Genomic DNA, 21811 nt, shown 5'->3' on the forward strand with positions numbered 1-21811 from the left:
ACCGCGGCGGCTCCGGAGGTCAGGGGCGGTCGTAGTCGACCGCGACCTCCGGGGTCGTCGCGCGGGAGCGGCAGGTCAGGATCCGGCCCGCCGCCACGTCGTCCTCCGTCAGCGCGTAACGGACGTCCATGTCCACCTGGCCGTGCCGCAGCGTGGCCCGGCACGTCCCGCACGCGCCACCCGTGCACGAGTACGGCACCTCGTACCCGGCCCGCAGCGCCGCGTCCAGGACCGTCTCGCCGGCTTCGGCCGTCACGCACGTCGTCGTTCCGCCCAGCGTCACGGCCACCCTGGCCGGGATGCCCGCCGGGTCGCGCAGGGGTGCCGCGCCGCGGAACAGCTCGAAGTGGACGTTCTCCTCCGGGACGTCCGCGTCGGCCAGGGTGCGGCGGGCCAGCTCCGTCAGGCCGCGTGGCCCGCACAGGAACCACTCGTCGACCTTCGCCGGGTGCAGCCGGTTCTGCAGCAGCGCGCGCAGGCGCGTCCCGTCGAGCCGCCCGCGCTGGTAGCGCTCGTGTGAGATCGCCAGCGCCTCGCCGACCGTGTCGAACTGGCGGGGCCGGTGCGCGTGCAGGTCCGGGTCGCGCTCGTCGGTGCGGTAGTGGACGACGTGCAGCCGGCCGCCGAAGCCGTCCGCCAGCGCGCTCAGCTCCGCCGCGAACAACGTCGTCGCGCCGGACGTGTTGACGTACAGCAGCGTCGCCCGGCTGTGCGGCTCCGCGCTGAGCGTGCTGACCAGGATGGACAGCACCGGCGTGATGCCGCTGCCCGCGGCCAGCGCGACGTAGTGGGCGGCCCGTGCCGGGTCCGGTGTGAGCGTGAACGCGCCGGACGGCGGCAGGACGTCGAGGAAGTCACCCGCGGCCAGCGTCGTGGTCGCGTACCCGGAGAACGCCCCGCCGGGACGCCGCTTCACCGCGATCCGCAGCTCGCCCGACCCCGCCGGGGCGCAGATCGAGTACGTCCGCCGCACGGGCTGCCCGTCGACCACCGCGCGGACCGCCACGTGCTGGCCGGGCGAGAACCGGAACTCCGCGGCCAGGTGCGGCGGGACGTCGAAGGTGATCGCGACCGCGTCGGCGGTCAGCGGCCGGACCTCGCGCACCCGCAGCCGGTGGAACCGGCTCGGCCCCACCGGCGGCGGTTCCGGGCCGGGCTCGTGGTCGCCGAGGTCGTCGGCCAGCCGCCGCCACGCGCGGTACTCCGCCGGCGTCAGCTCGCGGCCCCACGCCGTGATGATCGGGACGTCGCGCGCCAGGTAAGCGTCCCGGTTGTCCCGCCAGGCCCGCAGGTAGCGGTAGAACGGCACGGCCGGGTGGAGGTGGTGCACCAGGTGGTAGTTCTGGAACAGCATCATCGGCGTCATCAGCCACTCGAGCCCCACCCGCACCCGCGTGGTGCCGAACTTGTCGCGCGGCTTCGCGGCGGGGAGGCCGTGGTGGGGCAGCCAGTCGAACCACCACGCCAGCACGGCCAGCCCGATCCGCTGCGGCAGCAGGTACCCCAGCAGCAGCTCCCGGCCGTGGCCGCAGGCGATCAACGCCGCGGCCGCGACGGACGCCAGCGACAGCAGCACGATCGTCTCCGCCCGCTCCGCGGCCGGCCGGGTGCGCACGCGGGCGGTGTAGAAGCGGGCGTACCAGAAGTCGATGGTGAGCCAGCGGAACGGCAGCGACCACCAGGCTCCCTGCGACGTCCAGGCGTCGGGATCGGTGCGGGAATCCGCGTTCGTGTTCCGGTGGTGTTCACTGTGGATGAACCGGAGCAGCGGGAACGAGGCGTACGCCGCGACGAACGGCATCGCCAGCCGGCCGAGCACCTCGTTGACCCATGTCAGCTTCCCTGCGGCGTGGTGGGCGGATTCGTGCACCACGGTGAACATCGTGAAGGTGACGATCGCGTGCAGCGGCACGGTGTACACCGGTGGCGCGATCCCGGCCAGCAGCAGCCAGGTCGCCGTGCCCCACAACGCGGCCCCGCCGGTGAACAACAGCAGCGTCGGCACCGAAAGCCGGGGCAGCGGGATGCGGGGCGAAGGCACCGGGCGCCGGGCGGGCACCGCGGCCGCCGGCGGGGATGCGGACGTCCGGGAGCCGCGCGGCGAGGTATCGACGACGGGCATCGAGCGGTCTCCTCGGTCGAGAAGCTCCTGGCGAGGCGGGAGTCACCGTAGACAACGCGCCGGGGTTTGTAAACGTCGTGCCAAGCTTCGAAAAAAGGTCTCGGCCAGCCGAACGCAAGCGGTGGGTAAGCTGCCCGTGTGAAGGCCGTCACCCACCCCGCCCCGGTGCGCACCCGGGACCGGCTGCTGGACGCGGCCGCCGGAGTGATCGCCGCCGACGGCTGGGCCGCGGTGACGATGGGCAAGCTGGCCGCGCACGTCGGCGTCAGCAGGCAGACCGTCTACAACGAACTCGGCTCGAAGGCCGAGCTGGCCGAGGCACTGGTGCTGCGGGAAACCGAGTGCTTCGCCGTGCGCCTGACCGAGGTCGTCGCCGCCCACCCCGGCCGTCCGGTCGACGGCGTCACCGCCGCGTTCGGCCACACCCTCGAAGCCGCCAAGGCCAACCCGCTGATGCTGCTCGCCCTCGGGTGCCCGAAGGCCGGCGGCGACGACTTCCTCCCCCTGCTCACCACCCGGCCCGAGGGCGTGCTGGAGCGCTCGGTCGACACCGTGGCCGCCCTGTTCGCGCGGTGCTACCCGGAGGTCGGGCTGAGCCTCTCGGAGTGGGCGGTCGCGGTCGAAGCCTTCGTCCGGCTGCTGCTCTCCCACCTGGTGCAGCCCAGCGGGTCGGTGGCGCACGCGACCGGCCAGATGCGCTGGGTGATCGGCCGGATGCTGGGCGCCTGACCTCGCGGGTGGCCCCCGGCCCGGTGGCGGAGGCCACTGGCCTAGACTCGGACGTCCCGGTCTGCACTCGACCGGGGCCATTTCCGCAGGATTGTCCACCACAATCGTTACCGCTCGAGGAGAAGACCTTGAAGAGCACCGTCGAGCAGCTCAGCCCGACGCGAGTCAAGATCAATGTCGAGGTGCCGTTCGACGAGCTCAAGCCGAACTTCGACCGCGCCTACCGCAAGATCGCCCAGCAGGTGCGCATCCCGGGCTTCCGGCCCGGCAAGGCGCCCGCTCGCGTCCTGGAAAGCCGGATCGGGCGCGGCCCGGTGCTCGACGAGGTCGTCAACGAGGCCATCCCGGCCAAGTACATCGAGGCCGTTCGCGAGAACGAGGTCCGCACGCTCGGCAACCCCGAGTTCGACGTGACCAAGCTCGAGGACCGCGACGTCCTCGAGTTCACCGCCGAGGTCGACGTGCGCCCGGAGATCGAGCTGCCCGACCTGGACGGCTTCGCGGTCACCGTCGACGACGTCGAGCTGACCGACGCGGAGGTCGACGAGCAGCTCGACGAGCTGCGCGCCCGGTTCGGCACCCTGACCGGCGTCGAGCGCCCGGCCGAGACCGGCGACTTCGTCTCGATCGACCTGTCCGCGACCGTCGACGGCGAGGCCGTCGAGGAGGCGAGCACCTCGGGGCTGTCCTACGAGATCGGCTCCGGCCAGCTCGTCGACGGCATCGACGAGGCGATCATCGGCGCGACCGCGGGCGAGACCAAGACGTTCACCACCCAGCTCGTCGCCGGTGAGCACGCCGGCAAGGACGCCGAGGTGACCGTGACCGTTCAGTCGGTCAAGACCCGCGAGCTGCCCGAGGCCGACGACGAGTTCGCCCAGATGGCCAGCGAGTTCGACACGATCGACGAGCTGAAGAACGACCTGCGCGAGCGGCTCGGCCGCGTCAAGAAGATGCAGCAGGGCGTCCAGGCCCGCGACAAGGTGCTCGACGAGCTCCTGGAGCGCACCGAGGTGCCGATCCCGGAGAAGGTCCTCGACGCCGAGATCGAGAACCGCAAGCACGACGCGATCCACCCGTTCGACCACGACGAGGCCCAGTTCGCGAAGGCCCTCGAGGCCGAAGGCCGCACCCTCGAAGAGTTCGACGCCGAGACCCGCACCGAGTCGGAGAAGGCCGTCCGCACGCAGCTGCTGCTGGACACCATCGCCGACAAGGAAGAGGTCTCCGTCAACGACGGCGAGCTCACCGAGCGGATCATCTACCAGGCCCAGCGCTTCGGGATCAGCCCGGACGAGTACGTCCAGCGCGCCCAGCAGTCCGGCCAGCTGACCGCGATCTACGCCGACGTGCGCCGCGGCAAGGCCCTCGCCTCGGTGGTCCGCAAGACCACCGTGACCGACGGCTCCGGTGCCGAGGTCGACCTCTCGGAGCTGTTCGGCTCCGACGAGCCGGCAACCGAGGAGACGCAGGTCACCGAAGAGACGGCGAAGACTCCGGCGGAGTGAAGCTGTGAGCGAACTTGGGCGGTGTCAGGCATTCTGCACCGCCCGAGTTCGTTAGGGTCGGATACAAGATCTCAAGCATCTGAAACGACAGCGGTGGCCGTCAGGACGGGGCCACCGCCGGCGCGAAAAGGCAGGCAGACGTGACGCAGCACACGCCCGAGGCGCGGACCGGCACCGCAGGGCTCAACCTCACCGACTCGGTGTTCGAGCGGTTGCTCCAGGAGCGCATCGTCGTCCTCGGTTCCGAGGTCAACGACGAGGTCGCCAACCGGATCACCGCGCAGCTGTTGCTGCTCGACGCGGACGACGCCGAGTCCGACATCCGCTTCTACATCAACTCGCCGGGTGGCTCGGTCACCGCCGGGTTCGCCATCTACGACACCATGCAGCTGATCCGCCCGGACGTCGCGACCTACGCGATGGGCATGGCGGCCTCGATGGGGCAGTTCCTGCTCTCCTCGGGCACGCCGGGCAAGCGCTACGCGCTGCCGCACGCGCGCATCCTGATGCACCAGCCGTCGGCCGGTGTCGGCGGCACGGCGTCGGACATCGCGATCCAGGCGGACCTGTTCAACAAGTGGAAGCAGGAGCTGGCCCGGATCACCGCGGACCAGACCGGGCAGACGGTCGAGCAGATCATCAAGGACGGCGACCGGGACCGCTGGTTCACCGCGCAGGAGGCGAAGGACTACGGGTTCGTCGACCACGTCCTCACCGCCGACATCGCCCGTCCGGGCTCTCGCTGAGCCGAAGCACCAAGGAGACTTTCGATGAGCAACTTCCGGCTCCCGGGTGACTTCCAGGGCCCGAGCATCCCCCAGTCGCGGTACATCCTGCCGTCGTACGTGGAGCGGACCAGCTACGGCGTCAAAGAGTCGAACCCGTACAACAAGCTCTACGAAGAGCGGGTCATCTTCCTCGGCGTGCAGGTGGACGACGCGTCGGCCAACGACGTGATGGCCCAGCTGCTGCACCTCGAGCACGAGGACCCGGACCGCGATATCCTGGTCTACATCAACTCGCCGGGTGGCTCGTTCACCTCGCTGATGGCGATCTACGACACGATGCAGTTCGTTCGTCCGGACATCCAGACGTACTGCCTCGGCCAGGCCGCTTCGGCCGCCGCGGTGCTGCTGTCGGCCGGCACGCCCGGCAAGCGCTACGCGCTGCCGAACTCCCGCGTGCTGATCCACCAGCCGGCCACCGAGGGCACCTACGGCCAGGTCTCCGACCTGGAGATCCAGGCCAACGAGATCCAGCGGGTGCGGCGCCAGATGGAGGTCATCCTGGCCAAGCACACGAACAAGGACCCGGACCAGATCCGGACCGACATCGAGCGCGACAAGATCCTGACGGCCGAAGAGGCCAAGGCGTACGGCATCATCGACGAGGTGCTGCCGTACCGTAAGGCGTCGGCTCTGTAGATCCGCCAGGCCGGTGTGTGTCGAGAAGACGACACACACCGGCATCCTGGTTTAGGGTCGTCCTCTGACGTGCTCCCGGCGCTCGCGGGTGTTCCCGCTCACGGCATCGGACGGGTACCGTCAGTGGCAATGCGTGAGGCTCGCACCCGGTCACCGCACCGGGGGGTCGCACCGTCGCAACACACGTCAGGCGCGGAAACCCGCGCCGGAGGGGACGAGGTCAACGGCCATGGCACGGATCGGTGACGGCGGAGACCTGCTGAAGTGTTCTTTCTGCGGGAAGAGCCAGAAGCAGGTGAAGAAGCTCATTGCCGGCCCCGGGGTCTACATCTGCGATGAGTGCATCGACCTCTGCAATGAGATCATCGAGGAGGAGCTGGCCGAGGCCGGCGACGTCAAGCTCGACGAGCTGCCCAAGCCCGCCGACATCCACGAGTTCCTCGAGCAGTACATCATCGGGCAGGAAGACGCCAAGCGGACGCTCGCGGTAGCGGTCTACAACCACTACAAGCGCATCCAGGCGGACGACAAGGCCGGGCCGAAGGACTCCAAGGAGGAGTCGGTCGAGCTCGCCAAGTCCAACATCCTGATGCTCGGCCCCACCGGGTGCGGCAAGACCTACCTGGCGCAGACGCTCGCGAAGCTGCTGAACGTGCCGTTCGCCATCGCGGACGCCACGGCGCTGACCGAAGCGGGTTACGTCGGCGAGGACGTCGAGAACATCCTCCTCAAGCTCATCCAGGCGGCGGACTACGACGTCAAGCGGGCCGAGACCGGGATCATCTACATCGACGAGGTCGACAAGATCGCCCGCAAGAGCGAGAACCCGTCGATCACCCGTGACGTCTCCGGCGAGGGTGTCCAGCAGGCGCTGCTGAAGATCCTCGAGGGCACCACGGCCTCGGTGCCGCCGCAGGGCGGCCGCAAGCACCCGCACCAGGAGTTCATCCAGATCGACACGACGAACGTGCTGTTCATCGTGGCCGGCGCGTTCGCCGGGCTGGAGAAGATCATCAACGAGCGGGTCGGCAAGCGCGGCCTCGGCTTCGGCGCGGAGATCCGCACCAAGTCCGAGATCGAGGAGAGCGACGTCTTCTCCGACACCATGCCGGAGGACCTGATCAAGTTCGGGCTGATCCCGGAGTTCATCGGCCGGCTCCCGGTCGTGGCGACGGTGAACCACCTGGACAAGGATTCGCTGGTCAACATCCTGACCCAGCCGCGCAACGCACTGGTGAAGCAGTACAAGAAGCTCTTCGAGATGGACAACGTCGAGCTCGAGTTCACCAAGACCGCGCTCGAGGCCATCGCCGACCAGGCGGTCCTGCGCGGCACCGGCGCCCGCGGGCTGCGTGCCATCATGGAAGAAGTGCTCCAGCCGGTGATGTACGACATCCCGAGCCGCGACGACGTGGCGAAGGTCGTCATCACCGAGCAGACCGTCCGGGAGAACGTGAACCCGACGATCGTCGCCCGGCAGCCGACGCGGCGCGCGCGCAGCGAGCGCGGCGAGAAGTCGGCCTGACCCGCCGGGCGTCTCCGGGCCGCCCGGCCCGGAGACCCGACAGGAAAGCTGAATGACTGCTGACTCCTTCCCGGGTTCCGGGGCCGCTCCTGGCGGCGGCGTGCAAGCGCCGGCGCCGCCGGCCCCGGAGCCCGTCGGGACCCCGGCCGCGCCGGTCCTCGGGTTCCGAGAGCTGAGCGAGCGCGTGATCGCGTCCGTCGCCGACCGGTACCCGTGGCTGCACCGCGTGCTGCTGGGCGTGCTGGCCGTGTTCACCGGGACGTGCGTGGTCGCCGTGGTGTCCCGGCTGTCGCCGTTGCCGCTGATTCCGGTGCCGTTGTTCGTCGTCGCGGCCTACGGGCTGCGGCAGGCCCGCGGGGTCACCGAGCGGCGTCAGCTGTTCAACTGGGTGCTGCTGTTCGCCGTGGCCACGACGGTCGGCTTCTGGCTGATCGCCGTCGTGGGCCGCTGGGTGGAGTGAACCGCCGACGTTCGTAGGGTTTGACGGCGCCGGCGGCTGGGTACGCCGAAGCCGTGGTAGATGCCCTCAGACCCTTCCGGCATCCGGCACTCTTCTATCGCGGTGACGCCGAATACCTCGATGGCGTCGTTCCGTTCCTGCTCGAAGGCCTCGACCGGGGTGAGCCCGTGGCGGTGGCCGTTCCCGGCCGCAACCTGCTGCTGATCGAGAAGGCGCTGGAAGACCGGGCGAACGAGGTCCGGCTGATCGACATGCAGCGGGCGGGCCGCAACCCCGGTGCGATCCTGCCGTCGGTGCTGCACGCCTTCGCCGCCGAGCACGACGGCCCGGTGCGGCTCGTGGGCGAGCCGATCTGGGCCGGCCGCACGGACGCGGAGTACCCGGCGTGCGTGGTGCACGAGGCCCTGATCAACACTGCGTTCGCCGGGCGTGACCTGGGGATCCTGTGCCCCTACGACGTCGGCGAGCTGCCGTCGCCGGTGCTGGCCGACGCCGAGCGCACCCACCCGGAGCTGTGGGGCCTGGCCGGGCCGTTCATCAGCCCGCGTTTCGACCCCGACGGCGTCCGCGCGGACTTCACCCGGCCGCTCGAGCCCCCGCCGGGTGCGGTGGAGCGCGAGTTCGACCTCCGGCAGCTGGCGTCGTTGCGCGGCTTCGCCGAGATCTGGGCCGCCCGCCACGGCCTGCGCCGCCCCCGCCGCGACGACTTCGCGCTGGCCATCGCCGAGCTGGCGACGAACAGCGTCCTCTACGGCGGCGGGACTGGCGTCCTGCGGCTGTGGGCGGACGCGGCGGAGGTGATCGGCGAGGTGAGCGACGCGGGCACGATCGCCAACCCCCTGGCCGGCCGCATCCCGCCTCCGGCGACGACGCTCGGCGGCCGGGGCCTCCTGCTGGTCAACCGCCTGGCCGACCTGGTCCGCACGTACTGGGTCCCGGGCCGCACGACCACCCGCATCCACTTCGCCCGCTGACCCGCTCGTCTCACGTACCCAGAGGGTCGGCCGGCGTGCCCGGAGGGTCGCCTGGCGTGCCTGGAGGGTCGGACGGCGGTCCGACCGTCCGGGTACGCAGCCCGACCGCCCGGGTACGCAGCCCGACCGTCCGGGTACGCGGTCCGGCCGGCTGGGTGCGGGTCAGTCGGCGCGGGGGACGTGCTTGCCGAGGAAGCTGATCAGGCTGGGCACCACCGTGCGGTTGAACGAGTCGCCGTGCTTGCCGTGGGCGGTGTGCGCGACCGCCGGGTGGGCCGCCTCGATGTAGCGGCGGACGCCGGTGATGAACGAGTCCTCCGTGCCGCACCAGATGCCGTTGGCCACGCCCTGGGTCTCGTCGATGTGCCGCAGCGGGTCGAGCGCGGTCCAGTCCTGGATGCCGGTGAAGATGTGGCGCTTGGCCATCTCCGGCCACGACGTGATCAGCGCCGGGGCCAGCGTCGCGACGGCGGCGGGCGGCTGGCGCCGCTCGACCCGGCGGCGCGTGTACAGCAGCGCGCCGAACCCGCCCATCGACACGCCGGTGGCGGCGAACGGCTGGCCGGTCGGGCCGGCGAAGCCGCGGGCCCGCAGCCACTGCGGGACCTCCTCCAGCAGCATGGCCATCGGGTCGTCGCCCGGGTGGACCTCGTGCCAGTAGTTGTCGCCGCCGTCGACGGCCACGAGGCCGAACGCCGGGACCGCCTTGCGGGCGACGTCGCTGGCGAGTTGCTTGAGCGTGCCGGTGGGGGCCGCGCTGCGGGCGTTGCCGTGCAGACCGTGCAGCATCAGCGACATCGGCAGCCCCTTCGGCGGGGTCTTCGACGGCAGGATGAACACCAGGTCGACCATCCGGCCGCGGGCGGCGGAGTAGACGCGTTCGACGCGCGTGCTGCCCAGCTGGGTGGTCGGGTTCGACGACGTCACGCCGAGCGTGCGCTGCATGGCCGGGCTGAACGGCAGCTTGCCGGTCGCGGTGCCGACGGCCAGCCCGGTCACGGCCAGCCCGGACGCGCCCGCGATCAGCACCGACCGGCGGCTCAGCCACCGCCGGGCGCCCTGGACGGCCTCGGCGACCGCTCCGGCCGGCTCCGCGTCCTCGTTTTGCTCGTTCACCCTGTCTCCATCCCCCTGCCCCCGTAATCAGAGACGCCGCGCACCCGCTCCGCGTTCCCTCTCGCCCCTGTTCACCGGGTCAATCGTTACCACCCTGCCCGGCGTTTCCGGTTCTCGCTCGCCAAGCCGCCTTCGCCGCTTCGGCCGAGCGCCCGGCCCGCTCCACAGTGTCCCCGAGACCCACCGCCATGGTGATCCCGAGGGGGATCAAAATGTGGTCTATGCCCTGTTCACCGGGGCCGAAGTGCCCCGACGCCTCCAGTGTGACGAATCCGTGCAGCGCACTCCAGAGCTGGGCGGCGGCCTGGTACTCGTCCGCGGGGCGGAACCGGCCGGCCGCGATGGCCCGTCCGGTCGCCCGGACGATGTGGGTGAACGCCTCCAGCCCCTCCTGAGCGGCTTCGCGGCCTTCCGCGGTGGTCAGGTCGGACAGCGTCGCCCGCTTGCCGCCGGGTGCGGACTGGCCGAACGTCACCGCGAACAACTGCGGCTGCTCGGCGACCGCCTGCCGGTAGGTGCGGGCCAGTCCGAAGATGTCCGCCACCGGGTCGTCGGTCTCGCCGACGCCGGCCAGCCACGCGCTCAGCCTGCGGAAGCCCGCTCGCGCCACCTCGTCGACCAGGGCCGCCATGCCGCCGAAGTGCGTGTAGACGGCCATCGTCGAGACGCCGACCTCGGCCGCGAGCTTGCGGGCCTGCAGGGCCTCGGGACCGCTCTCGTCGAGCAGGCGGATGGCGGCCTCGACGAGCCGGGCCTTGACGTCGGAAGCGCGCGGTTTCGGGCTCATGCTTGCCAGTGTCCCATAACCCTGTTATACCTGTATTTATAACTGCGTTATAGAAGCCGTGGAGGGGTCACATGGGCAACAAGTTCCTCGAAGGCAACTTCGCCCCGGTCAGCCGGGAGCACACGATCACCGAGCTGGCCGTCACGGGGGCGATCCCGGAGTTCCTCGACGGCCGCTACCTGCGCAACGGCCCCAACCCGCTGTCCGAAGTGGACCCCGCGGCCTACCACTGGTTCATGGGCGACGGCATGGTCCACGGCGTGCGCCTGCGCGACGGCAAGGCCGAGTGGTACCGCAACCGGTGGGTCCGCAACCCCGCCGTCGCGGCCACGCTGAACGGCGAGGACGCGAGCCGGTTCTGCGGGCTCGACGCGCTCGGCGCCAACACCAACGTCATCGGCCACGCGGGCAAGACCCTCGCCCTGGTCGAGGCGGGCGCGCCGATCTACGAGCTGACCGACGAGCTCGAGACCGTCGGCCGCTGCGACTTCGACGGCACCCTGCCCGGCGGCTACACCGCCCACCCCAAGCGCGACCCGCGCACCGGGGAGCTGCACGCCGTCTCGTACTTCTTCGGCATGGGGAACAAGGTCCAGTACTCGGTGATCGACGTGCACGGCCGCGCCCGCCGCACGGTCGACGTCGAGGTCACCGGGTCCCCGATGATGCACGACTTCTCGCTGACGGAAAACCACGTCGTCTTCTACGACCTGCCGGTGACGTTCAACGCCGAGATGGCGGTCGCGGCCAGCGTGCCGAGCGCGCTGCGCACGCCGGCGAAGCTGGTGGTGTCGGCCATGGTCGGCAAGGTCCGGGTGCCGGACCCGGTGACCGCGATGATGGCGGGCAAGCTCGGCGCGAACGGCGGCCTGCCCTACCGTTGGAACCCGAAGTACCCGGCGCGGATCGGCGTGATGCCGCGCGAGGGCGGCAGCAAGGACGTCCGCTGGTTCGACGTCGAGCCGTGCTACGTCTTCCACCCGCTCAACGCCTACGACGACGGCGACAGCGTGGTGCTGGACGTGGTCCGCCACCCGAAGATGTTCGACACGCAGCTGCACGGCCCGGACGAGGGCGGCCCGACGCTGGACCGCTGGACGGTCGACCTGGTGGCGGGCAAAGTCCTGGAGGAGCGCCTCGACGACCGCGGCCAGGAGTTCCCCCGCGTGGACGAGCGCCTGGTCGGCCGCCGCCACCGCTACGGCTACGCGATGTCGGCCGACGGCGGCGCGGAGCCCGGCGGCTCGCTGTTCAAGCACGACTTCGAGACCGGCGCCCGCGCCGAGCGCGCGTTCGGAGCGGGCCGCCAGCCGGGCGAGTTCGTGTTCGTCCCCCGCCACGAGGAGGCGGCCGAGGACGACGGGGTGGTGCTGGGGTTCGTGTTCGACCCGGCGACCCGGCGAAGCGACCTGACGATCCTGGACGCGGAGACCCTCGAGACGGTGGCGGCGATCCACCTGCCCGACCGCGTCCCGAACGGCTTCCACGGCAACTGGGTGCCGGTCGGCTAGGTCAGGACGCGGTGGTCGCCGGTGTAGAGGTTCATCGAGTCGCCGCGGAGGAAGCCGATCAGGGTCATCCCGTTCTCCTCCGCCAGCTCCACCGCCAGCGACGACGGGGCCGACACCGCGGCCAGCAGCCCGATGCCCGCCATCGCGGCCTTCTGGACCAGCTCGAACGACGCCCGCCCGGACACCAGCAGCCCGTAGCCCGGCGCCGGGATGCGGCCTTCGAGCACCGCCCAGCCCAGCACCTTGTCCACCGCGTTGTGCCGGCCGACGTCTTCGCGGACGACGGCGAGCGAACCGTCGGGGGTGAACAGCGCGGCCGCGTGGAGGCCGCCGGTGCTGGCGAACACCTTCTGGCTCGCCCGCAGCGCGTCCGGCAGGGCGGACAGCGTCTCGCTCTTCACCGCGAACGCCGCCGAGGCGGGGGAGAAGCGGGTGCGCAGCTTCACCGCGTCGAGCGCCGCCTTGCCGCAGACGCCGCACGAGGACGTCGTGTAGAAGTTGCGCTCGACCCCGGTGTCCGGCGGCGGGACGCCGTCGGCCAGCGCGATGTCCAGCACGTTGTAGGTGTTGCGGCCCTGGTCGTCGACGCCGTCACAGTAGCGGGCGACCGCCACGTCCGCCCGGCCGCCGATCACGCCTTCCGACAGCAGGAAGCCGTGGGCCAGCTCGACGTCGTGGCCGGGGGTGCGCATCGTGACCGCCAGCGCCCGGCCGCCGACCCGCAGCTCCAGGGGCTCTTCGGCCGCCAGCGCGTCCGGGCGGCGCCGGTCCCCGGTCGCGGAGATCCGCCGGACCGGCCTGCGCACGGTCACCCTGCCCATCCTCCACACCTTTCGCTGCCCGAAAGTTTGACACTCGCATAGTGCAACACCGGGTATTTAGTAATACATTCCCACCATCATCCCCACTCTAGGAGAGGGTTCCGATGGCTCTCGGCTTCCTGGACCGTTCCCGGATCGTGGCACCTCCCAGCTGGACGCGCTGGCTGGTGCCGCCGGCGGCCCTTTCGGTACACCTGTCGATCGGGCAGGCCTACGCGTGGAGCGTCTTCAAGACGCCGCTCGAGAAGACCATGCACCTGAACGGCACGCAGAGCTCGCTGCCGTTCCAGCTCGGCATCGTCATGCTGGGCCTGTCCGCCGCGTTCGGCGGGACCCTCGTCGAGAAGAACGGCCCGCGCTGGGCGATGTTCGTGTCGATGTGCTGCTTCGCCAGCGGGTTCCTCGTCGCCGCGCTCGGCGTGGCGACCGGGCAGTTCTGGCTGGTCGTCGCCGGCTACGGCGGGATCGGCGGGATCGGGCTCGGCATCGGCTACATCTCGCCGGTGTCGACGCTGATCAAGTGGTTCCCCGACCGGCCGGGCATGGCCACCGGCATCGCGATCATGGGCTTCGGCGGCGGCGCGCTGATCGCCTCGCCGTGGTCGTCCTCGATGCTCGGCACCGCGCCGACGACGAGCACCATCGCGACGGCGTTCCTGGTCCACGGTCTCGTCTACGCGGTGTTCATGTCGATGGGCTGGCTGCTCGTGCGGGTGCCTGCCGACGACTGGAAGCCGACGGGCTGGGAGCCGAAGACCGACCACGGCAAGGCGATGATCAGCACCGCGAACGTCTCGGCCGCCAACGCGATCAAGACGCCGCAGTTCTGGTGCCTGTGGGTCGTCCTGTGCTTCAACGTCACCGCGGGCATCGGGATCCTGGAGAAGGCGTCCCCGATGATCGTCGACTTCTTCAAGAACACGTCCACCCCGGTCGGCACGGCCGCGGCGGCGGGGTTCGTCGCCCTGCTGTCGCTGTGCAACATGCTCGGCCGGTTCGTCTGGTCGTCCACTTCGGACCTGGTGGGGCGCAAGAACATCTACCGCACCTACCTCGGCGTCGGCGCGGTGCTGTACCTGGTGATCGCGCTGACGGAGAACTCGTCGAAGCTCGTGTTCATCCTGTGCGCCATGGTGATCCTGTCGTTCTACGGCGGCGGTTTCGCGACGGTCCCGGCGTACCTGAAGGACCTCTTCGGCACCTACCAGGTCGGTGCGATCCACGGCAGGCTGCTCACCGCGTGGTCGGTGGCCGGCGTGCTCGGCCCGCTGATCGTCAACCGCATCGCCGACAGCGAAAAGGCGGCGGGCAAGTCGGGCCCGGCGCTCTACGAGCTGTCGTTCTACATCATGATCGGCCTGCTCGTGGTCGGCTTCGTGGCCAACGAGCTGGTGCGGCCGGTCAAGGAGAAGTACCACGAGCCGGTCCGCGAGGCCGTCGGGAGTGAGGCGTGATGAGCGAACCGTCGACGAAGCCGAACCGGCTGCCGCTGATCGTGCTGGCGTGGGCCTGGGTGGTGCTCCCGTTCGGGTACGGGGTGTACCAGCTGTTCCTGAAGCTGGTCCAGCTGTTCGGGTGAGCAGGGGAGTGCTCGTCACCGGCGCGTCCCGCGGTATCGGGCGCGCGGTGGCCACGGCGTTCGCGGCGCGGGGCGACCGGGTGGCCGTCCACTACGGGCACCGCGCCGCGGACGCCGGGGAAACGCTCTCGCGGCTGGCCGGCGAGGGGCACGTGCTGATCGGCGGCGACCTCGCCGACCCCGAGGCGGCCCGGCAGCTCGCCGACGCGGCCGAAGCCGGGCTCGGCGGGGTCGACGTGCTGGTCAACAACGCCGCCGTCGCGACCACGGCCGAGACCGCGCACCCGGTCGGCGCGGTGTCCTACGCGGACTGGCAGCGGATCTGGCGGCGCACCGTCGACGTCAACCTCTTCGGCGCGGCCAACCTCAGCTACTGCGTCGCCCGGCACCTCATCGCCCGCGGCGCGCCGGGGCGGATCGTCAACATCGGGTCGCGCGGGGCGTTCAAGGGCGAGCCCGACCACCCCGCGTACGGCGCCAGCAAAGCCGCGCTGCACGCGCTCGGCCAGTCGCTCGCCGTCTCCCTCGCGCCCCACGGCATCGCTGTGACGTCGGTGGCGCCCGGCTTCACCGCCACCGAGCGCGTCGCCGGCCGGATCGACGACGCGCTGCGCGCGCAGAGCCCGTTCGGGCGGGTCGGCACCCCCGAAGAGGTCGCCGCGGCCGTCGTGTACCTGGCCTCCGCGGAGGCGACCTGGGCGTCCGGGACGATCCTCGACCTCAACGGAGCCTCACACCTGCGGCTGTGACCCGGCTCTCACCCGTGCAGCGGTGCCCGGCGCGGCGGCGTCCAGGCAGTCGTGCATGCACTGGGCAAGATCGTCGTCGCCGGGCTGGCTCTCGTCGTGTTCGGCGGCACGGCTTACGGCTACGTGAACCTCCGCTCCCTCGACGGCGTGTCGCGGGACAACGTCATCGACGCCGAAGGCGAGACGAAGCCGGGGGAACAGCCCGCCGACGGCTCGCTGGACATCCTCCTCGTCGGCCGCGACTCCCGCAGCGACAACCAGGGCAACCCGCTGCCCGCGGACATGCTGCGCGAGCTGCGGGCCGGCGCCAACGGCGACGACCTCACCGACACCCTGATCGTGCTGCGGATCCCGAACGGCACCAAGGAGGTGAAGGCCTTCTCCATCCCCCGGGACAGCTACGTCTCGATGGCGGGCGGGAAGGGCAAGATCAACGCCGCGTTCGGCCGGGCGAAGGCCGCCGAAGCGCGGCGGCTGCGCACCGCGGGCGAGACCGACAAGGCGAAGATCAACCAGGGCGCGCTCACCGCCGCGCGCCGCGCGACGCGGCAGGCGGTCGAGGACCTCACCGGGGTGAAGATCGACCACTTCGCCGAGGTCAACCTGCTCAGCTTCTACGAGATCAGCAAGGCGATCGGCGGGGTCGACGTCTGCCTGAAGAAGGCGACCAAGGACGAGAACTCCGGCGCCGACTTCCAGGCCGGGCCGCAGCGCGTCTCGGGTGCGGACGCGCTCGCCTTCGTCCGGCAGCGCGACGGCCTCCCGGGAACCGACCTGGCCCGCGTCCGGCGCCAGCAGGTGTTCCTCGCCGGCCTGGCCCGGCAGGTGCTCTCGGCGGGCACGCTCGCCGATCCGGGGAAGCTGTCCGACCTGATCGACGCGGTGAAGCGCTCGGTGGTGCTGGACGGCTCGTGGAACCTGCTCGACTTCGTCGGGCAGATGCGCGGGGTCAGCGGCGGCGGCATCCGGTTCGCGACGATCCCGGTCGTCAACGTCGACTACCGCTACAGCAGCAGCGATCCGCGGGCGACGGCGGTGCAGGTCGACCCGGCCGCGGTGAAGGCCTTCGCGGCGAGCCTGATCGGGCCCGCGGCGCCGGCCGCGCCGACCGGACCCGCCGCGCCGCCCGCGGCGGTCACCGTCGACGTCTCCAACGCGAGCCCGAAGGAAGGTCTCGCGGGCCGGGTGGCGGGCGTCCTGCGCGAGAAGGGGTTCACGGCGACCGCGGCGGGCAACACCGCCGCGCGCCGGACCTCACTCGTCCGCTTCGGTCCCGACCTGGCCGAACGCGGTGCCGCGGTGGCGAAGGCGCTGGGCGGGCTGACCGCGCAGCAGTCCGCGTCGGTGCCGTCCGGCCACATCGAGGTGGTGCTCGGGACGGTCTACTCCGGCCCCGGCGCGGCCGCGGGCGGCGGCGCTCCCGGTGGCGTCGCGGACGACCCGATCACCTCGAACGGCGTCGTCTGCGTCGACTGACGGACGGGTGAAATTGCTCGATCGCGAAGTTCCGGATTTTCCGTCGAATCCCTGAATTGCGCGGGAATTCCCGTGCACTGGACCACGGTGGACCACGAGGGTCAGTGGTCTTGACGTTGCCGCACTGGTGAGGCAGGGTGCGGTGACCGTCGCCGGGGTGGACCCCGTGCCGGCGGGAAAGTTCACCCGATCGGTGGGTGATCTTGGAAACTCAATTTCAGGGAATACGGAAAGTCCGGAATTTATGCGCAGCAGCGTCGCCCGCGGTGGGTGGATCTTGCCCATCCTCGCTTCAGCCGTTCTTTCTGCCGGGTGCCAGTCGGCGTCCGCTTCGGCGCACTACCCGGGCGCGATCGACGCGTGCCGGCTGCCCGGGCCGAACGCGCAGGCGCGGCTCGCACCCGGGACCGTCGAAATCCCGGCCGACTCGGTGAAGGCCACCGACACCAAGGTCATCCCGGACGACCACGCCAGCGAGGGCAACGAGGTCACCACCTGCCGCCGCCTGTTCGCGCGCGACCTCGGCGGCGGCAAGCCCAACCTGCAGGACTACCGGTCCGTCACGATCGCCGTCGTGCGGTTCACGCAGTCCGACGCGGACGAGGCCGCGGCCAAGGCCACCCAGTTGATGACCGACGCGCTCGGCGACCACTCGGGCGTTAGGCTCGCCACCGGCGTCGGCGACGAGGCCGGCTTCTCCGAGCAGTGGGGCGCCGTCCGGACCGGCAACGTCGTGCTCGGCGTGGCGCTGGCCGACGGCGGCACCGAGGCCGCGCTGATTCCGCCCGCGACCCTGGACGACGTCCAGGCCGTGGTCACGGACATGACCGAAACCCTGCGGAAGGACTACCGGGGCTGAGACCCCGGTTCGAGCCGCACCACGATCGCCTTCGACACCGGCGTGTTCGACTTGTCCGCCACCGAGTCCAGCGGCACCAGCGCGTTCGCCTCCGGGAAGTACGCGGCCGCGCAGCCGCGGGCGGTCGGGTAGGCGACGATCCGGAACCCGGGTGCGCGACGGTCGCCGTCGCGCCACTCGGACACCAGGTCGACCACGGCGCCGTCGGCCAGGCCCAGCGCGGCGAGGTCGTCCGGGTTCACCAGCACCACGCGGCGGGCGTTCTCGATCCCGCGGTAGCGGTCGGAGAGCCCGTAGATGGTGGTGTTGTACTGGTCGTGGCTGCGCAGGGTCTGCAGCAGCAGCCGGCCCTCGGGGGCCTGTGGGTACTCCAGTCCGGACACCGTGAAGTTGGCCTTGCCGTTGGCGGTCCCGGTGAACTCGCGGGAGTCGCGCGGCGCGTGCGGCAGCACGAACCCGTCCGGTTCGCGGACCCGGCGGTTGTAGTCCTGGCAGCCCGGCACGACCCGGGAGATGCGGTCGCGGATCAGGTCGTAGTCGGTCTCGAACGTCCGCCACGGCACGGCGTGACCCGCGCCGAACAGCTTCTCCGCCAGCCGGCAGACGATGGCGACCTCGGAGAGCAGGTGCTCGCTCGCCGGCTTCAGGCGCCCGTGCGAGGCGTGCACCTGCGACATCGAGTCCTCGACGGTGACGAACTGCTCGCCGCTCGCCTGGACGTCACGCTCGGTCCGGCCGAGCGTGGGCAGGATCAGCGCGGTGCGGCCGTGCACGACGTGGGAGCGGTTCAGCTTCGTGGAGACGTGCACGGTCAGCGAGCAGGAGCGCAGCGCCTTTTCGGTCAGCTCGGAGTCCGGTGTCGCCGAAGCGAAGTTGCCGCCGACGGCGAAGAACACCTTGCCGCGGCCGTCGCGCATCGCCCGGATCGCGTCGACGGTGTCGAAGCCGTGCTCGCGCGGGACCTCGATGCCGAACTCGGCGGCCAGCGCGTCCATGAAGGACTGCGGCATCTTCTCCCAGATGCCCATGGTCCGGTCGCCCTGCACGTTCGAGTGCCCGCGGACCGGGCACAGGCCGGCGCCGGGCTTGCCGATCATCCCGCGCACCAGCGCCAGGTTCGCGATCTCGGAGATCGTCGGCACCGCGTGCTTGTGCTGGGTGAGGCCCATCGCCCAGCAGTAGATGGTGCGTTCGGAGGAGGCGATCATCCGCGCGACCCGCTCGATCTGCGCGCGGCCGAGGCCGGTGGCGCGCTCGACCTCCGGCCAGTCGATCTCCCGCAGGTGCGCGGCGTAGGCGTCGAAGCCCTCGGTGACCCGCTCGACGAAGTCGCGGTCGACGATCGCGCCCGGCGCCTCGGCGTCCCAGGCCAGCAGCAGGTGCCCGACGGCCTGGAACAGCGCCAGGTCACCGCCGAGGCGGACCTGGGCGAACTCGTCGGCCAGCGGCGTGCCCTTGCCGACGACACCGCGGACGTTCTGCGGGTTCTTGAACCGCATCAGCCCGGCTTCGGGCAGCGGGTTGACGGCGATGATCTTGGCGCCGTTGCCCTTGGCCTCTTCGAGTGCGGAGAGCATCCGCGGGTGGTTGGTCCCGGGGTTCTGCCCGACGACGACGATCAGGTCGGCCTTGTGGATGTCGGCCAGGCTCACCGAGCCCTTGCCGACGCCGGTGGTGGCCGACAGTGCCGCGCCCGAGGACTCGTGGCACATGTTGGAACAGTCGGGCAGGTTGTTGGTGCCGAAGGAGCGCACCAGCAGCTGGTAGAGGAACGCGGCCTCGTTGCTGGTGCGGCCGGAGGTGTAGAAGATGGCCTCGTTCGGGTCGGTCAGCGCTTTGAGCTCGCCGGCGACCAGTTCGAAGGCGTCGTCCCACGAGATCGGCTCGTAGTGGCTCGCGCCGTCCCGCAGCACGAACGGCTCGGTGATCCGGCCCTGCTGGCCCAGCCAGTAGTCGGTCTTGGTTTCGAGGTCGCCGATGGGGTGCCGCGCGAAGAACTCGCGGCCGACGCGTCGTTTGGTGGCTTCCTCGGCGACGGCCTTGGCCCCGTTTTCGCAGAACTCGGCGAGCTTGCGCTTCTCACCGTCGACCTCACGGGGTTCCGGCCACGCGCAGCCGGGGCAGTCGAAGCCTTCACGCTGGTTGAGCAGCCGCAGGGCCTTGATGGTCCGCCCGGTGCCGAGCTGTTCGACGCTGCGCGCGAGCGAGACGGCAACCCCGGGTATCCCGGCGGCCCACCCTTTCGGCTTACCCACCTCGAGGCGGGTCTCGTCCACGTCCTGCAGCGGCGCTTCACGGGTCATGGGTTCATCGTGCGCCTCCATGATCGGGTGCCGCCACGAGGGTCACGCCTTTTCCGCGCGCAACCCCCGGTCCGCCACCGTGACCACGAACAGCAGCCCGCTGATGACGACCAAAGCCACGGCCAGCCGGTGCAAGCCCGCCGAGTCCGCGTGCGGGCCGTAGCAGAGCGCGATCAGCGTCGAGGCCACGATCGCTCCGAGGTACTGGGCCGTCCGGAACAGGCCGCTCGCCGTGCCCATCTGCTCGGCCGGGGCCTCGCGGTACAGCGTCGTCTGGTTCGCGACGCTGGTCAGGCCCTGGGCGAGCCCGAACAACGCGGCCAGCGCCAGCAGCGCGCCGACCCACGTGCCGTCGTGGACGAGCAACAGCAGGGCCGAACCGCCGGCCAGGGCCACCGCGACCGTCACCAGCCGGGCCTTGATGCCCGACGCCCGCCCGGAGAACGCCGCGGCGCAGACCGCCGTGCCCGACATCGGCAGCAGCATCAGCCCGGCCGTCTCCTCCGACAGCCCGCGCGCGGTCTCCAGCCACTGGACGTACCCGAACATGATCGCGTAGATCGCCATGAAGCTCAGCGCCTGCCGCAGGTACGTCCGCAGGATCGCGCTGTTGGCCGCGAGCATCCGCAGGTCCAGGAACGGCGCGTCCCGCCGGAGCTCGACCAGCGTGAACGCCGTCCCGAAGGCCGCGACGACGGCGAGCAGCCAGACCTCGGCGCCCGGGTCCATCAGGAAGAACAGCAGCGCGAGCAGGGTCGCGGAGAACAGCGCGATGCCGAGCACGTCGATCCGGGTGGCCGTCCGCGCGCCGCGGTCGTCCTTCGGCACCCACAGCAGCGCCAGGACCAGCGACAACCCGGCGAGCGGGATGTTCACGGCGAAGATGGCCGGCCAGCCGAACAGCCCGATCAGCAGCCCGCCCAGCGTCGGCCCGATCACCATCACCGTCTGCGCGGACATCGACAGCAGCGACAGCACCCGCGCGGGCACGCCCTGGCCGCTCGCCTCGGCGTGGTGGCGCAGCACGGCCATCGCGGCCGGGAACCCGGCGCACGTGCCCAGGCCGAGGACCACCCGCACCCCGGTCAGCCAGCCGACCGAGATCGGGATCATGCCCGCGATCCCGGCGACGATGACGAGCGTCGCGCCGCCGAGCAGGACGCGGCGGGCGCCGTGGCGGTCGACCAGCAGGCCGACCACCGGCTGCCCGACCGCGGTGGCCAGGTAGAGCGCCGAGATCAGCCAGGCGGTCTGCCCGGGTCCGGCGCCGAAGCTCTGCCCGATCGGCACGAGCGCGACGGCGATGAGCGTGGAGTTGATCGGGTTGAGCACCGCGCCGGCCACCAGGGGGGTGACCAGGCGGGCGCCGAACTTGGCGGGCGCGGTGACGGTGGTCGTGGCGAGCTCCTTCAGTGTTCGGCGACGCGCTGCAGCAGCGGCAGCGCGCGCGTGACAGCGTCGAGTTCGGCGGGGGACAGCTCGTCGAGCAGGGCCTGGGCCAGCCACTCGTCGCGGTGCTGCTGGATCCCGCGCACCGTGTCGCGGCCGGCGTCGGACAGGCTGATCACCACGCGCCGCCGGTCGGCCGGGTCGGGGGTGCGGGCGAGGTAACCGAGCTCGTCGAGGACGCCGAGGGTGGCGGCCATGGACTGCTGCCGCACGTGCTCGGCGGCGGCCAGCTCACCCTGCGTGGCGGGGCCTTCGCGGTGAAGCCGGTGCATGACGGCGGACTGCGACGGCGTCAGGATCCCGGCGTTGTCGACGTGCCGCAGCCGTCGGTGCAGCTGCCCGACGACCCCACGGATCCAGCCGGCGCTCTCGGCGACGTGCGCAGGTATTTCGCCCATGCACACAGTTTAACTGTGCAG

General features: G+C 71.1%; 20 protein-coding genes. 13 read left to right on the forward strand and 7 right to left on the reverse strand.

Translation table 11 applies throughout. The annotated features are described in order from the left end of the window. Window positions 1-19 precede the first annotated feature (19 nt). Window positions 20-2122 carry a fatty acid desaturase gene (locus tag ABZX11_RS19665; protein ID WP_354914710.1) on the reverse strand — a complete coding sequence of 701 codons (2103 nt, stop codon included), beginning with the start codon at window positions 2120-2122 and terminating at the stop codon, window positions 20-22. 138 nt (window positions 2123-2260) lie between these two features. Between ABZX11_RS19665 and ABZX11_RS19670 the strand changes: the two genes are divergently transcribed. The 7 genes from ABZX11_RS19670 (at window position 2261) to ABZX11_RS19700 (ending at window position 8742) form a co-directional block, all read left to right on the forward strand. After that, the gene (locus tag ABZX11_RS19670; protein ID WP_354914712.1) at window positions 2261-2851 is read left to right on the forward strand and encodes a TetR family transcriptional regulator; all 591 of its coding nucleotides are present in this window, start codon (window positions 2261-2263) and stop codon (window positions 2849-2851) included. Window positions 2852-2979: 128 nt separating this feature from the next. Then, on the forward strand, window positions 2980-4359 hold the full coding sequence (gene tig / locus ABZX11_RS19675) for a trigger factor (RefSeq protein ID WP_176171817.1): 1380 nt from the start codon (window positions 2980-2982) through the stop codon (window positions 4357-4359). A 140-nt stretch (window positions 4360-4499) separates the two neighbouring features. Beyond that, complete coding sequence (locus ABZX11_RS19680; RefSeq protein WP_091320319.1) at window positions 4500-5105, forward strand: ATP-dependent Clp protease proteolytic subunit; 606 nt, start codon at window positions 4500-4502, stop codon at window positions 5103-5105. 24 nt (window positions 5106-5129) lie between these two features. Further along, window positions 5130-5783 carry an ATP-dependent Clp protease proteolytic subunit gene (locus ABZX11_RS19685; protein WP_091316263.1) on the forward strand — a complete coding sequence of 218 codons (654 nt, stop codon included), beginning with the start codon at window positions 5130-5132 and terminating at the stop codon, window positions 5781-5783. Window positions 5784-6012: 229 nt separating this feature from the next. After that, window positions 6013-7308 (forward strand): ATP-dependent Clp protease ATP-binding subunit ClpX, encoded by a 1296-nt coding sequence (gene clpX / locus ABZX11_RS19690; protein ID WP_004562779.1) that lies wholly within the window; start codon window positions 6013-6015, stop codon window positions 7306-7308. 52 nt (window positions 7309-7360) lie between these two features. Beyond that, window positions 7361-7768 carry a hypothetical protein gene (locus ABZX11_RS19695; RefSeq protein WP_176171816.1) on the forward strand — a complete coding sequence of 136 codons (408 nt, stop codon included), beginning with the start codon at window positions 7361-7363 and terminating at the stop codon, window positions 7766-7768. Window positions 7769-7821: 53 nt separating this feature from the next. Continuing rightward, window positions 7822-8742: a sensor histidine kinase gene (locus ABZX11_RS19700; RefSeq protein WP_354914715.1), complete on the forward strand. Its 921-nt coding sequence runs from the start codon at window positions 7822-7824 to the stop codon at window positions 8740-8742. A gap of 162 nt (window positions 8743-8904) precedes the next feature. Here ABZX11_RS19700 and ABZX11_RS19705 read toward each other — a convergent pair whose 3' ends face one another. Both ABZX11_RS19705 and ABZX11_RS19710 read right to left on the reverse strand, forming a co-directional pair. After that, window positions 8905-9858 carry an alpha/beta hydrolase-fold protein gene (locus tag ABZX11_RS19705; protein ID WP_354914717.1) on the reverse strand — a complete coding sequence of 318 codons (954 nt, stop codon included), beginning with the start codon at window positions 9856-9858 and terminating at the stop codon, window positions 8905-8907. Window positions 9859-9937: 79 nt separating this feature from the next. Then, entirely contained in the window at window positions 9938-10645 is a 708-nt protein-coding gene (locus tag ABZX11_RS19710) for a TetR/AcrR family transcriptional regulator (protein ID WP_176171813.1), read from the reverse strand. A 71-nt stretch (window positions 10646-10716) separates the two neighbouring features. Between ABZX11_RS19710 and ABZX11_RS19715 the strand changes: the two genes are divergently transcribed. After that, entirely contained in the window at window positions 10717-12156 is a 1440-nt protein-coding gene (locus tag ABZX11_RS19715; protein ID WP_176171812.1) for a carotenoid oxygenase family protein, read from the forward strand. Here the strand turns inward: ABZX11_RS19715 and fdhD are convergent. Continuing rightward, on the reverse strand, window positions 12153-12977 hold the full coding sequence (gene fdhD, locus ABZX11_RS19720) for a formate dehydrogenase accessory sulfurtransferase FdhD (protein ID WP_354914720.1): 825 nt from the start codon (window positions 12975-12977) through the stop codon (window positions 12153-12155). The genes ABZX11_RS19715 and fdhD overlap by 4 nt on opposite strands. Before the next feature lie 104 nt (window positions 12978-13081). On the opposite strand from fdhD, the gene ABZX11_RS19725 reads away from it, so the two are divergent. From ABZX11_RS19725 to ABZX11_RS19745, 5 genes are all read left to right on the forward strand, one after another. After that, complete coding sequence (locus ABZX11_RS19725) at window positions 13082-14431, forward strand: OFA family MFS transporter (RefSeq protein WP_354914722.1); 1350 nt, start codon at window positions 13082-13084, stop codon at window positions 14429-14431. Beyond that, on the forward strand, window positions 14431-14556 hold the full coding sequence (locus tag ABZX11_RS19730) for a hypothetical protein (RefSeq protein ID WP_303246965.1): 126 nt from the start codon (window positions 14431-14433) through the stop codon (window positions 14554-14556). The genes ABZX11_RS19725 and ABZX11_RS19730 overlap by 1 nt, the downstream gene beginning before the upstream one ends. Further along, window positions 14553-15305: an SDR family oxidoreductase gene (locus ABZX11_RS19735; RefSeq protein ID WP_176171809.1), complete on the forward strand. Its 753-nt coding sequence runs from the start codon at window positions 14553-14555 to the stop codon at window positions 15303-15305. Before ABZX11_RS19730 ends, ABZX11_RS19735 begins: the two co-directional genes overlap by 4 nt. A gap of 51 nt (window positions 15306-15356) precedes the next feature. Next, complete coding sequence (locus ABZX11_RS19740; protein ID WP_354914725.1) at window positions 15357-16781, forward strand: LCP family protein; 1425 nt, start codon at window positions 15357-15359, stop codon at window positions 16779-16781. A gap of 277 nt (window positions 16782-17058) precedes the next feature. After that, window positions 17059-17640 carry a hypothetical protein gene (locus tag ABZX11_RS19745; protein ID WP_254896879.1) on the forward strand — a complete coding sequence of 194 codons (582 nt, stop codon included), beginning with the start codon at window positions 17059-17061 and terminating at the stop codon, window positions 17638-17640. Here the strand turns inward: ABZX11_RS19745 and ABZX11_RS19750 are convergent. The 3 genes from ABZX11_RS19750 to ABZX11_RS19760 form a co-directional block, all read right to left on the reverse strand. After that, on the reverse strand, window positions 17628-19943 hold the full coding sequence (locus ABZX11_RS19750; RefSeq protein ID WP_354914727.1) for an FdhF/YdeP family oxidoreductase: 2316 nt from the start codon (window positions 19941-19943) through the stop codon (window positions 17628-17630). The two genes, ABZX11_RS19745 and ABZX11_RS19750, sit on opposite strands and share 13 nt — an antisense overlap. 42 nt (window positions 19944-19985) lie before the next feature. Then, a complete protein-coding gene (locus tag ABZX11_RS19755; protein WP_176171806.1) occupies window positions 19986-21287 on the reverse strand; it encodes an MFS transporter in 1302 nt (433 codons plus the stop codon). Window positions 21288-21352: 65 nt separating this feature from the next. Beyond that, window positions 21353-21790: a MarR family transcriptional regulator gene (locus ABZX11_RS19760; RefSeq protein ID WP_176171805.1), complete on the reverse strand. Its 438-nt coding sequence runs from the start codon at window positions 21788-21790 to the stop codon at window positions 21353-21355. Between the last annotated feature and the right edge of the window lie 21 nt (window positions 21791-21811).

It is taken from the genome of Amycolatopsis sp. NPDC004169 (assembly GCF_040610315.1).
Taxonomy (GTDB): Bacteria; Actinomycetota; Actinomycetes; order Mycobacteriales; family Pseudonocardiaceae; genus Amycolatopsis.

What these genes read in the sequence shown, in the direction of transcription:
- ABZX11_RS19665 (WP_354914710.1), bottom strand. Translation starts at nt 2,122, where the DNA reads ATGCCCGTCGTCGATACCTCGCCGCGCGGCTCCCGGACGTCCGCATCC.
- ABZX11_RS19685 (WP_091316263.1), top strand. Translation starts at nt 5,130, where the DNA reads ATGAGCAACTTCCGGCTCCCGGGTGACTTCCAGGGCCCGAGCATCCCC.
- clpX (WP_004562779.1), top strand. Translation starts at nt 6,013, where the DNA reads ATGGCACGGATCGGTGACGGCGGAGACCTGCTGAAGTGTTCTTTCTGC.
- ABZX11_RS19695 (WP_176171816.1), top strand. Translation starts at nt 7,361, where the DNA reads ATGACTGCTGACTCCTTCCCGGGTTCCGGGGCCGCTCCTGGCGGCGGC.
- ABZX11_RS19710 (WP_176171813.1), bottom strand. Translation starts at nt 10,645, where the DNA reads ATGAGCCCGAAACCGCGCGCTTCCGACGTCAAGGCCCGGCTCGTCGAG.
- ABZX11_RS19715 (WP_176171812.1), top strand. Translation starts at nt 10,717, where the DNA reads ATGGGCAACAAGTTCCTCGAAGGCAACTTCGCCCCGGTCAGCCGGGAG.
- fdhD (WP_354914720.1), bottom strand. Translation starts at nt 12,977, where the DNA reads ATGGGCAGGGTGACCGTGCGCAGGCCGGTCCGGCGGATCTCCGCGACC.
- ABZX11_RS19725 (WP_354914722.1), top strand. Translation starts at nt 13,082, where the DNA reads ATGGCTCTCGGCTTCCTGGACCGTTCCCGGATCGTGGCACCTCCCAGC.
- ABZX11_RS19730 (WP_303246965.1), top strand. Translation starts at nt 14,431, where the DNA reads ATGAGCGAACCGTCGACGAAGCCGAACCGGCTGCCGCTGATCGTGCTG.
- ABZX11_RS19750 (WP_354914727.1), bottom strand. Translation starts at nt 19,943, where the DNA reads ATGACCCGTGAAGCGCCGCTGCAGGACGTGGACGAGACCCGCCTCGAG.
- ABZX11_RS19760 (WP_176171805.1), bottom strand. Translation starts at nt 21,790, where the DNA reads ATGGGCGAAATACCTGCGCACGTCGCCGAGAGCGCCGGCTGGATCCGT.